Here is an 11,278-nt window from a genome sequence, read left to right as displayed (position 1 = left end):
CGGGGGTTTCACACCCCCGGACCCCCGTGGGATATTTGGGGACAAAGAATGCTCAGGCAGCTTCGGCGAGGGCTGTCGCGGCCTGGTCGAGGCGGGCAAGGCCTTCGGCGATGTCTTCGTCGGGAATGTTGAGCGCGGGAAGGAGGCGCACGACATTGTCGGCTGCGGCGATGACGAGGACGCCCGCCGAGTAGCCAGCCTTTACCACATCAACCGGCGCGGTCCTGCATCTGAGGCCGATCATCAGGCCTTCACCGCGGACGGCTTCGAAGACCTGCGGATGGCGCGCGACGAGGCTTTCGAGGCCCTGGCGGAAGAGGGCGCCTTTGCGCGCGACCTCGGCCAGGAAGGCGGGGTCGGAGATGAGTTCGACAACCTTGGCACCAATGGCGCAGCCGAGCGGGTTGCCGCCGTAGGTGGAGCCATGGGTGCCTGCGGTCATCCCTTTCGCGGCGTTCTCGGTGGCAAGGAGCGCCCCCAGGGGGAAGCCGCCGCCGATGCCTTTCGCGACCATCATGATATCGGGAGTCACCCCGGCCCATTCGTGCGCAAAGAGGCGGCCAGTACGACCCATGCCGCATTGCACCTCGTCGAAGATGAGGAGCGTGCCGGTTTCGTCGCAGAGGTCGCGGAGGCCCTTCAGGCATTGGTCGGGAACCGGGCGGATACCGCCTTCGCCCTGGATCGGCTCGATGATCACGGCACAGGTGTCGTCGGAGATGGCCGCGCGGACTGCGTCGTGGTCGGCCCATTTGAGGTGGCGAAAACCGGGCATCAGCGGGCCGAAGCCCTTGACCATCTTTTCCGACCCCGCCGCAGCGATGGCGCCGGTCGACCGGCCATGGAAGGCGCCTTCGAAAGCCACGATCTCGATCCGTTCGGGCTGGCCGTTTTCATAGTGGAACCTGCGGGCCATCTTGATCGCAAGCTCGGCTGTCTCGGTGCCCGAGTTGGTGAAGAAGACGGTGTCCGCAAAGGTCTCGGCGGTCAGCAGGCCCGCGAGCCGTTCCTGTTCGGGGACGGTATAGACGTTCGAGACATGCCAAAGCTTCTGGGCCTGATCCGTCAGCGTCTGGACCAGCGCCGGGTGGGCATGGCCAAGCGCATTGACCGCAATCCCAGAGCCGAGGTCGAGGTATCGGCGTCCGTCCTCGGCCGTAAGCCAGCTGCCTTCGCCCTTGACGAAGGCGAGGGGCGCGCGGTTGTAGGTCGGCAGAACGGACGGGATCATGGGCATGGTCCTTGGATGAAGGCCCTTTGGTGCCAAAGGCGATGGGCCAAGTCAACGATCGGGGGGATGCAGGCAGAAGAAACCAGACGCCTCAGCGGCGTCGGTTCGAACGGATCGCGGTCTGGATCTTGCCTTGCATGTGGCAACTTATGCCCGCCGGCCGTCCTCGCCGCAAGCGATTCTAAGCGCAACGGAAGCGGAGGCGAACCGCGAAGTGCGGCCTGGCGGGGCAAGGCCTCCAAGGCCAGCGCTCTGCGGGCCGGCGAAATCATGCTCAGCCTTCGTGCAATTCGGCCGTTTGACCTGGAAATCGCCGGGCCATCCGGCAATCGCGGTAACTATTGATTGACTTCTGCTGGCAATTATTTGACCTCGTAGAACAACATCAGGTGTCAGCGCCGCAGCCAGCGTCACGACCGGGTGCATCGGTCTGTTGTCAGGACCGGGCCCGTGGTGATCTTGCTGGGAAGAGGTCAAGGCAGCGAAGGTAAACGTCATGCCACTTTTTCAGTTTGCCTTCTACCAGTTCAGCAACTTCACGTTTACCGGCCCCGCCGGATCGACGTCCAACACGATCGGGCATACCTCCGGGTCCTTCACGCTCGGCTCTGGGGCCACACCGATCCAGATCACCGTCAATGACGACGAAGAGAACTTCCACGACGGCTTTCAGGACCCGAACGTCAACGGGCCGCCATCGACGGCCAACAACGACCAGGTGCTTGCCGCTCCGATCACCGTGAACGGCGTCACCTACCCGGCCGGGTCGCAGATCGAGCTTGAGTTTGCGGTCTCGACCAATTCGACCGAGGGCAACCAGATCGTCTTCTACTACGTGCGCATCAACGGCGTGAACGTGGGGGTCGTGGGTGAGACCGCAGATATCGTCCCCGGCGTCACGTATAACATCACCGGGTCGAACGACGGCGGCACCATCATTGGAACCTTCCCCCCCGGCGTTCCTGGCTTCGTGCCCTGGGACAACCTCATCTGCTTCACGCATGGCACGCTGGTCGACACGCCGAACGGGCCACGCCTGATCGAGACGCTTGAGCCCGGTGATCTGGTCAGCACTCTCGGCAACGGCTCGCAACCGCTGCGCTGGACCGGCAGCCGCCATGTCTCGGCGGTTGAGATGATCACGAATGCTGACCTGCGACCGGTAGAGTTTGATACCGGCGTGATCGGCAACACCCGACCGCTGCGGGTATCGCCGCAGCACCGCATCCTGCTGGACGACTGGCGCGCCCAGGTCTATTTCGGCGAGGATCAGGTGCTGGTTCCGGCCAAGGCGCTGGTGAACGGCTCGACCGTCCGTCAGACCGTCCCCGAGGCGGGGGTGACCTATATCCACATCCTGTTCGATCGCCATGAGGTGATCATTTCCGAAGGTGCGCTGTCGGAAAGCTTCCATCCCGGCGAAATCGGCCTAGGCGCGCTTGACGAAGGCCAGCGGCGCGAGCTTGACCTGCTCTTTCCCGGGCTGGAGCTGGAGCGGCGGCGCGCGGCCTTTCCCATCGTGCGGATGACCGAGGCACGGGCGTTGCGGCTGCCGGGCTAGGGCCGAAGGCGGCGCCACACTTGAAATCAAAGCCCGCAACCGGCGTCAACGCTGGCAAAGCCAAATGGGACGTATTGCAAACGACCGGGTGAGGCTTTGCAGCTTCAACGCTCATTCAGAGAAACGGGACCACCGTTGGACCGGCGGCGGAGAGGTCAGTACTTGACGGCGTAAATCCGATAGGGCGCGCCAGCCTCGAGCCGCGCCAGCTCTGGCGGGCGCACCAGTTGGTCAATGTATTCGGGAATTGCGCTGTCGGTGAATGCCACCCGGCCATCCGGCATCATCGCAACGCCGTCGGCCCACACGACATCTTCGTCCTTCACAAGCGTCTTTGCGGTTCCGTCCTTTTCCATAAGGACCAGGCTGCCATTCTCGACGTCGGTCACAACAATTCGCCCTGCAGCGTCAACCGTTATGCCGTCGCTCAATGGCTTTTTCCCCACGGCAACAACCCGCGCGGACAGGTCCTGCGCGGACAGGCTCGCATCAAAAACGTCGCGCATGGCAATCTTGTAAAGCGTGTCGTGGGACATGGTCGCGAAGTAGAGCTCCTGCCCGTCAGATGAAATGGCGATGCCATCGACACCGACGCTGAACGTGATGAGGCCATAGCCAAGCCGGTGCGGTCCATTCGCCGTCCTGATCACCCAATCCTGCGGTTGCGTCGATGCGTCGCCGGTCAGAAGGGGGCGAAAGACCTTTTTCTCAAGGTCCAACACGATCAACGAGGCGGACGTGAACTTGAACAGCCCCGTGTCCGCAAGAATTGCGAACTTGCCGTCCGGGGTGATGCGCAGGTCCTGCGCAAAACGGGCCTCACCTGACGGAAACTCAAACTCATATACCTGCGCATTGGTGGCAAGGTCATAGGCCCGAAGCCGCGTGGTCGCATGATCAAGCGAGGCGGGTTCCACCATCCAAAGCCTGCCCAGACCGTCGACCGTCATGCCGAAGACACCCTGATAGCCGTCCTGCGCATCGATATCCGGATAAGGTATTGGCTTGCCATCGACCAGTTCAAACACCGTCGAGTCGGTAAACCGTCTCGCCTGCACGAAGGGGTGAGTGTTGAAAAACACCCTCCCGTCCGCCGAAACCGCCACGTTTCCGGGCGGCAATGGCAGTTCGACCAATGTTGTGACCTCTGGGGCCGGCGAGATCTGTTCGATTGCAAGGCCGGGATAGGGCGTGCCGCCCCCATACATCAGCTTCACGCCGACAATGGCCAGAACCAGAAGGCCGACAATAACCAAGGCCGCCCGCGCAAGAAACCGCTTCATCGACTAGGCTCCACATGGCTGAAGTTGGGATGCCCACTGTCCGCCAGCCACCGGGCTTGCGCAAGGCTTGAACCGCAGGAGTTGTGTCGGAACAGTGCCGACCGCGTCGAACCTATGAACCTGGCCGCCGTCATCAACTCCTTTTAAAGCTTCACCTCCCCGCACAGATCTCGGCCAGCATGGCGATGATTGGGGGATAGTAGGCCGCGTCGTAGCCCTCGTCGTTCTGCAGGACCGAGAAGAAGCAGGCCACCCGACCGGTTTCGGGGTTCGCGACCATATACTGCCCGCCATAGCCGCCGTGGCCAAGCCAGACTCCGTTGGTGTTGGTCTGGTTTGAATAGCGCAAATGCTCGCGCGGTTCGGGCATCGGGACGCCACCCTTGCGGGTCGCCTGAATAAAGGCCGCCGAGCCGAAGGGTTGGCCGTCAACGCCCCGTCCTTCCCGCGCGAAAAGCGCGCCGTAGCGGCAGAGGTCGCGCGCGGTCAGGCAGATGCCGCCGCTCAGGATCGGCATTCCGGTGCGGTCGGTGCCCACATGCAGGACGGCTTCAAACCCCGCCGCATCGGCGAGATCGGCAAGCCAGAGACGCTGGGGCCGCCCTCCCCGTGCCTCGGCGGCAAGCATCAGGACATCGGTGTTGGCGCTTTTGTAAAGGCAGACGCCGGTCGGGTTCGTCGTATCGGTCGTGCCGGGGGCAAGGCCGATCCCGGCGAGGAAGTCGCGGTTCGCGGGCTCTGGCCCCTCGGGCAGGCGCATGCCCATCGCTGCTTCGTGCAGGAAGACCGTGCTGGCGGGGTTGTGGTAATCCTCGTCATAGGCGTTCTGAACGTTCATGTTCAGCACGTCCTGGACCCGCGCGCCGTGATAGCCCGGGCCGATCCAGGGCAGGATTGCACCCAGTGTCTCGTCAAGGCCGATCTTGCCGTCTTCCCACAGTCGCCCGACGATCAGGTTCGCGGTCATTTTCGAGATCGACATGATTGAATGCGGCCGATCAGGGCCGAAATCAGGGGCGTAAGCCTCGTAGAGAAGGCGGTTGCCTTCAGTCACCGCCATGGCCGAGAACCAGGGGAGTGCGGTCAGATGCCGGACATCCTCGCGCGCGGCGATGGCAAGATCGGCCGAGAAGCGGAGGTCAAGGACCTGTGCGGCCCGGAAGCTTTGCGCATAGCGGGCGATGGCGGGCAGGTTGTGGAAGCCGTGGCGACGGTGCGGGGCCGAGTTCCAGCGGGGCTGGCGGTGGGGGCCGACGGCAAGGTCTGGGTTCGGATGCGTGCGAAGAGGCATGGCTATGCTCCGGCTTTGACGGACCGTAGGATGGGGGGGCGGGGCCTGCAAGTCAGAAGGCCGTGCGCCGGGCCTCGCGGTCCGGATCGTGATCAGTCCGGGGCCGGTTCGATGGAGGGGCGATGTGACGGATGGGAGACCGACCTTTCAGCTGCGCCTGACCGGGCCGAAGGACGCCGCAACGATCCTGGCCGCGGATGTCTTCGACGGCCCGGCGCGGCCAGAGAGCGTCACGCGGTATCTTGGCGCGCCGGGAGCGCCCGATCCCCGCAACATCCTGATCCTGGCCGAGATCGGCAAGCGGATCGTCGGGTTCGCCAGCGGAACGGTGACCGATCACCCCGACAAGCCGCGGGCGCTTTTCATCAACGAGCTTGGAGTGAACGAAGACGCGCAGCGGCGTGGGATCGGGCGGGCGCTTCTTGCGGCAATCCGGGCCGAAGGGCGGGCACAGGGCTGCGAGGTCAGCTGGGTGCTGACGGAAGCCGATAACGCCCCCGCCCGCGCAGTCTATGCGTCCGCCGGGGGACAAGAGACGACCGGGGTCGTGATGTTTGAGTGGGAGGAAGGGGAGGCCGACCTCTAGTCGCCGCCCCTTTTGTGTAAAAGCGACCGTTCCCGGCCTTTGTCGCAATGGCGATCACCCTTGTCCGCTTGATCTTCCGTCTCGCGGCTTGTATCCCGACCCGTCGCAGGTAGAATGCCCCTGCAGCCCGCAAACGGAGATCACGATGTCCTGGACGGACGAGCGCGTCGAGACGCTCAAGCGCATGTGGGGCGAGGGCCAGTCGGCCAGCCAGATCGCCAAGGAGCTGGGTGGAGTCACCCGCAATGCCGTCATCGGCAAGGTCCATCGGCTGGGCCTGTCCAACCGTGTGGGCGGGGGGGCGGACGACGACGATGGCCCGCCGAGCCCTGCGCCAGCGGCGACTGCCGCAGCGCGGCCCGAACCTGTGTCCCGCCCCGAACCGGCCCCGCGCGCCGAGGCGCCGCGTCCGGCGGCACCCGCTGCAGCACCAGTGTCGAACGTGACGCCACTGCCGGTGAGGAAAGCGATCAGTCCGGCGGGCCAGCCGCTGCCGCCGCAACCCAGCCTGAACGAGATCAGCCCCGAGGCGCTGGCCTCGGTCCGCGAGGTCGAGAAGCGGGCGCGGAAGCTCACGCTGATGGAGCTGACCGAGCGGACCTGCAAATGGCCAATCGGCGACCCCGCGACCGAGGACTTCTGGTTCTGCGGCCTGCCCTCACTGCCCGGAAAGCCCTATTGCGAGGCGCATGTGGGCGTGGCCTTCCAGCCGATGAGCGCCCGCCGCGACCGTCGTCGGTAACGGCAGATCTTCTGGAACAGACGTGTCGGAGCGTTAGACGGGCTCTTCGGCGAGTGTCATGCGAGCGCTGCTCGAGGAGCACTTCCCGAGCCTGAAATCATGCTGGGGTCATCAGCCAACAGCCGCGCCTGAGCCGATCGTCGGCGTCATAGGCACCGGGCTTCGTTGCCTTGGGACAGGATACGCCCTTCCGGATTCGTAGATTGTCCACCAATTCGGCCCAAATTTGCCCGAATCCTACCGACTGTTACGCTTGCCAATTTCAAGGAGGCGAGTTCATGACGGTGACAGCGGCGATCGGGAAGGAACAGCGGGCGGGCCGGATGATCCCTGTCCTCTTCACCGCCACGATCTTTGCCAGCGCGCTTCTGTTGTTCTTCGTCCAGCCTCTTTTCACCCGGATGGTCCTGCCACAGATCGGCGGGGCAGCCGCGGTCTGGACCACCGCCATGCTTTTCTTCCAGACGGTGCTGATCGCGGGTTACCTTTACGCGCATCTCTTGACCCGCCATGTGCCCGGCCGCGCGCAGGTGGCCATCCACATCGGGCTTCTGCTTCTGGCGCTTTTCTTCCTGCCGCTCGCAGTGCCAGAAGGCTGGGGCTATGACCCCTCGCGCCCGGTCGTGACCCAAACGCTCTGGCTTTACGCTCTGGGCGTGGGTTTGCCCTTTGCAGTCCTGTCGGCCAATGCGCCGCTGATCCAGTCCTGGTACCGCAGAAGCGGTGGCCCGAACGCTGATGACCCCTATTTCCTTTACGCGGCAAGCAACCTCGGCTCGCTTGTGGCGCTGCTGGCCTTTCCGTTGGTGGCCGAGCCCCTGTTCGGCGTCTCGGCCATTTCCGTCGCTTGGTCGTTGGGCTTTCTGGCCCTGGGCCCGATGCTCCTGATGTCCGGCCTCGCGGCGCGTAGCCCTGCGACACGCGATACCGTTGCCGCTGCGCCGACAGAAAAGCTGGCCCCTACCACGCTGCTTCGCTGGGCATTCCTCGCCTTCTTGCCGTCCTCGCTGATGCTCTGTGTCACCTCCAAGATCAGCACCGATCTCGGCTCGTTTCCGCTGGTTTGGGTCGTGCCGCTGGCGCTTTACCTTTTGACCTTCGTCTTCGTCTTTTCCACCCGCTCGCCCCTCACCGCCGATCGGCTGCGGCGCGTGCTGCCCGTTGCCATTTGCATCATGGTCTTCTTCAGCCTGAAGCCTGTTGCCTCGCTTGTCGTCTTCGTCCTTATTCTCGCCGCCTTCTTTGCAGCAAGCTTGTTGCTGCATCGGCTGCTCTTCGATGCCCGCCCTGATCCGCGTTATCTGACCGTGTTCTACCTCACCATGTCGGTCGGCGGTGCGCTCGGCGGCCTCTTCAACTCCATCGTGGCACCCGTCGCTTTCGACAGGTTGTTGGAATACCCGATAACGCTCGCGCTGATCGCGCTTTTTCTGATCCGCCGCCCTGCCGCCAACACACCCCGCGAGATTACGCTGGGCTTGGTCGTCGGCATTGTGGCCCTCTTGCCGCTTCTGCTCGATGTGGCTGCACTCAACGTTTGGGGCAACTTCGGAAGGGCGCTCATGGTCGTCCTTATCCTTGGGCTGATCTACGTCGCTTTCCGCAAGATGCCCGTCGTCTCGGCGACAGCCACAATCGCGATCGTGGCGATCTGGGCCCTCTTCGGGCGGGGCAACGTCCTTCTGATCGACCGCAGTTTCTTTGGCCTCCATGTGGTTGTCGAGCGGGCGAGCACCCGCGAATACTCCAACGGTACGACGATCCATGGCGCGCAGCTTAAGACCGAGACAGGCGACCGCCCAACTCCCCTGACCTATTACCACCCGAAGGGGCCGCTGGCGCAGATTGCAACCTCCGACAGGGCGGAACTTGCGAAAACCATCGGCATCGTCGGGCTGGGGACCGGGGCAATGTCCTGCTACAGCCAGCCCGGTCAGGACTGGCACTACTACGAGATCGACCAGAAAGTCGTGGACATCGCGCTCGACCCGTCGCTGTTCACCTACATGACCAAGTGCGCCAAGGAAGGCAAAATCCATTTGGGCGACGCGCGGATCGTGCTGCAAGGTCAGACGGACCTGAAATTCGACATCCTGGTGATCGACGCCTACAGCTCTGACGCGATCCCGATGCACCTGACCACGCTCGAGGCGATCCAGCTTTACCTCGATCGGCTGAACGATGGCGGTCTTCTGACGTTCCATGTCTCGAACCGCTTCTACGACCTGGCGCAGCCCCTTGCCGCGGCAGCCAAGGCCCTCGGCCTCGAAGGTCGGGTCCGGACGCAGCGTTTCGACGAGGTCAAGGACGACGTCGGGGCCTACCCCTCCGAGGTCATCGTGCTGGCCCGGACTACCGAGGCCCTGGGCGAGTTTGCCACCGATCCGCGCTGGAAACCCCTGCCCGAACCGAAGCTCGAACTCTGGACCGACGACCACGCCGATCTTCTGGCAGCGCTGCGCTGACGTCAGGCATTAGTCGCCGCCGAGGATGTCTTCCAGCGCCTTCCGGGTTTCGTCTTCCAGCGCCTCTTGCGCGCCGCGGGTGGCGGCGTCGCCAAGGCTTTCGTCCGGCGCGACCTCAACGCCCAGCTCTTCCTTCAGGCGCCGCTCAAGCTCGGCCTTGGCCTCCGCCTCGGCCTTTTTCGCCGCCGCCTTGGCGCGTTCTTCGGCGGCCTTCGCTTCGGCCTCCATCTTTTCGCGCGCAATGCTCTCAAGGTCGAGCCGGAAGCGCGGCTTGGCCCAGGTCCCGGTGACGAGAAGCGGCACCATCACGCCGCCCGTCCCGTCCTCGGCCGCAAGTGCCGTCGGGCGAAGGCGGTAGTCGAGCGTCCGGGTACCAAGGCCAAGCTCGCCCGAGCCCGAGGCGGTGACGTAGGGCGCGACAAGCTTCAGGTCGCTGTTCGACAGCACCCCTTCGGCCATCGTGAAGGTCCCGGCAAGCCCTTCGAAGATGGTCTTCTGCCCCTCACCGACATAGCCCGGATCCAGCGTCTGTAGCATTCCTGCGATGTCGAGGCCCCGGAGCTCGCCCTGACCAAGCTCGATTGCCCCCTGCCCCTCCAGACTTTTCATGATCGCATCGACAGAATTGCCAACGCCCAGGAACTCGATCTCGAAGTCACCGGTCGAGACCAGCCGGTCCCAGCCCGCAAGGTCGGTGAGAAGCGGTTCGGTCTGGAGGCCCGCGAAGTTCAGCCGACCCCCGACCGAAAGGCCGCCACGGCCATTGACCACGAAATCCCCAGTGATCTGGCCGCCATAGGCCTGCATCTCGCGGATGTCGATCACGGCGCGGGAGCGGTCGATGGTGATCATCGCACGCGTGGCGCCAAGCTTGAGGACGCCAAGGTCGACCGATGGTGCCGCAAGCGCGATCTCGGCATCCATAACTCCCAGCCCACTGACGTCGATCTCGCCCGCGGGCCAGCCTTCGGCCTGCATGCCGCCCGCCTCACCGCCCCCCATCTCGCCTTCCGGCCCGGTCCCGATGCTGATCGGACCGGCAGTCAGCTGTGCGTTCAGCTTTGGCCGCGCTTCGCCGGGTGAAAGGTCAAGATCGCCCGTGATCCGGTTGGTGTCCGCGATGATCTCGGCCTCACGGAGGAAAGCTGCACCGGTGCCGTCCAGCGTAAGCTGCCCGCTGACGCTAAGCCGGTCCTGGCCGAGCCCGGGCTGGGGTTCGCCAAGGTCAAGCCCGGTCACTGCGGCAAGCGTCTGACGGTCAGTCAGATCGGCGCTTAGCGTGCCCTCGGCCGCAAGCGGCGAAAACCCGCCCCGGCCGTCGAAATCCAGCTTCGACCCGCCTGCCGCAAGGGCCAGTGTCAGGGGGACCACGCGGCCTGAGGCGAAAGCCGAAAAGACGCCCCCTGAGAGGTCCAGTTGCACCTCCTGGCCACCCGCCAGGCCGGTCGCGGTCAAGGTGAACGGACCCGAGAAATCGGGGATCGACAAGGTCGCGTTCACCGCGTCAAGCGCGATCACTCGGCCCGACTGCCGGTCACTGAACCGGATGCTGCCGTCGGTGATCGACCCCTGATCCAGTGTAAACCCCGTTGCGGGCGCGGGCACCGCTCCCGCCCCGCCATCTTCGCCCCCGGAGCTCGCCCCGAAAACCCAGTTCGCTTGGCCATCCTCGCTTCGCTCGAGGTTGATCTCGGGCCGGTCCGCTGAGAGGCCGAGGATCTTCACCTCACCCCCCACAAGCGCGCCGAAGTTGATGTCGATCGAAAGCCCCTCGGCACGGAAGAGCGGGTCATCACTCTCGGCCCAGTCGGCATTGGCAATGCTGACCGGCCCGGTCGAGACGCCAAGGCTGGGCCAAAGCCGGGGCCTCACTTCGCCCAGAAGCTCCATCTTGCGGCCGGTCGTGGCCTCAAACTGTGCTGACACCGCCTGGGCGACGCGGTCCGCCGGTACCATCGCCATAAGTCCGAGGGCCAGCAGGACCAGAACCGCGAGCGTCAGCCCAAGACGGACAATCCAACGCATGCTCTCCTCCGGAATTTTCTTGGTTTTGCCTGACTCTATGCCCCTCGAGCCTTGGTTGCCAAGTCAGGGAGGCCTGCCCCGCACCCGCACGGCA

Annotated in this window: 8 protein-coding genes; 4 read left to right on the top strand and 4 right to left on the bottom strand. The window is 64.4% G+C overall.

Annotated elements, in window-relative coordinates:
• Nucleotides 1–52 precede the first annotated feature (52 nt).
• Nucleotides 53–1,231: an aspartate aminotransferase family protein gene (locus ACRCSW_RS19495; RefSeq protein ID WP_438707312.1), complete on the bottom strand. Its 1,179-nt coding sequence runs from the start codon at nucleotides 1,229–1,231 to the stop codon at nucleotides 53–55.
• Between the two features lie 496 nt (nucleotides 1,232–1,727).
• On the opposite strand from ACRCSW_RS19495, the gene ACRCSW_RS19490 reads away from it, so the two are divergent.
• Entirely contained in the window at nucleotides 1,728–2,792 is a 1,065-nt protein-coding gene (locus tag ACRCSW_RS19490; RefSeq protein ID WP_438707311.1) for a Hint domain-containing protein, read from the top strand.
• 155 nt (nucleotides 2,793–2,947) lie between these two features.
• Here the strand turns inward: ACRCSW_RS19490 and ACRCSW_RS19485 are convergent, their stop codons facing one another.
• Nucleotides 2,948–4,075, bottom strand: a complete 1,128-nt coding sequence (locus ACRCSW_RS19485; RefSeq protein WP_438707310.1) for an L-dopachrome tautomerase-related protein — start codon at nucleotides 4,073–4,075, stop codon at nucleotides 2,948–2,950.
• 151 nt (nucleotides 4,076–4,226) lie between these two features.
• Nucleotides 4,227–5,366, bottom strand: coding sequence for a serine hydrolase domain-containing protein (locus ACRCSW_RS19480; protein WP_438707309.1), 1,140 nt, complete (start codon nucleotides 5,364–5,366; stop codon nucleotides 4,227–4,229).
• Nucleotides 5,367–5,490: 124 nt separating this feature from the next.
• Here ACRCSW_RS19480 and ACRCSW_RS19475 point away from each other — a divergent pair, with 124 nt between their 5' ends.
• From ACRCSW_RS19475 to ACRCSW_RS19465, 3 genes are all read left to right on the top strand, one after another.
• Nucleotides 5,491–5,952: a GNAT family N-acetyltransferase gene (locus tag ACRCSW_RS19475; protein WP_438707308.1), complete on the top strand. Its 462-nt coding sequence runs from the start codon at nucleotides 5,491–5,493 to the stop codon at nucleotides 5,950–5,952.
• A 145-nt stretch (nucleotides 5,953–6,097) separates the two neighbouring features.
• Nucleotides 6,098–6,694, top strand: a complete 597-nt coding sequence (locus ACRCSW_RS19470; protein WP_438707307.1) for a GcrA family cell cycle regulator — start codon at nucleotides 6,098–6,100, stop codon at nucleotides 6,692–6,694.
• Between the two features lie 278 nt (nucleotides 6,695–6,972).
• Nucleotides 6,973–9,159, top strand: coding sequence for a fused MFS/spermidine synthase (locus ACRCSW_RS19465; RefSeq protein WP_438707306.1), 2,187 nt, complete (start codon nucleotides 6,973–6,975; stop codon nucleotides 9,157–9,159).
• A 9-nt stretch (nucleotides 9,160–9,168) separates the two neighbouring features.
• On the opposite strand, the gene ACRCSW_RS19460 is transcribed toward ACRCSW_RS19465, so the two are convergent.
• Entirely contained in the window at nucleotides 9,169–11,184 is a 2,016-nt protein-coding gene (locus ACRCSW_RS19460; protein WP_438707305.1) for an AsmA family protein, read from the bottom strand.
• Nucleotides 11,185–11,278: the final 94 nt, after the last annotated feature.

The sequence above is a fragment of the Tabrizicola sp. genome (genome assembly GCF_051645465.1).
In the GTDB taxonomy this organism is placed as follows: Bacteria; Pseudomonadota; Alphaproteobacteria; order Rhodobacterales; family Rhodobacteraceae; genus Tabrizicola.
The sequence above is the reverse complement of the archived record's forward strand: the minus strand, read 5'-3'. Positions and strand labels throughout refer to the sequence as shown.

Bases quoted from the DNA above. Each gene is read 5' to 3' on its own strand.
- ACRCSW_RS19495 (WP_438707312.1), bottom strand. From the start codon at position 1,231: ATGATCCCGTCCGTTCTGCCGACCTACAACCGCGCGCCCCTCGCCTTC.
- ACRCSW_RS19490 (WP_438707311.1), top strand. From the start codon at position 1,728: ATGCCACTTTTTCAGTTTGCCTTCTACCAGTTCAGCAACTTCACGTTT.
- ACRCSW_RS19485 (WP_438707310.1), bottom strand. From the start codon at position 4,075: ATGAAGCGGTTTCTTGCGCGGGCGGCCTTGGTTATTGTCGGCCTTCTG.
- ACRCSW_RS19480 (WP_438707309.1), bottom strand. From the start codon at position 5,366: ATGCCTCTTCGCACGCATCCGAACCCAGACCTTGCCGTCGGCCCCCAC.
- ACRCSW_RS19470 (WP_438707307.1), top strand. From the start codon at position 6,098: ATGTCCTGGACGGACGAGCGCGTCGAGACGCTCAAGCGCATGTGGGGC.
- ACRCSW_RS19465 (WP_438707306.1), top strand. From the start codon at position 6,973: ATGACGGTGACAGCGGCGATCGGGAAGGAACAGCGGGCGGGCCGGATG.
- ACRCSW_RS19460 (WP_438707305.1), bottom strand. From the start codon at position 11,184: ATGCGTTGGATTGTCCGTCTTGGGCTGACGCTCGCGGTTCTGGTCCTG.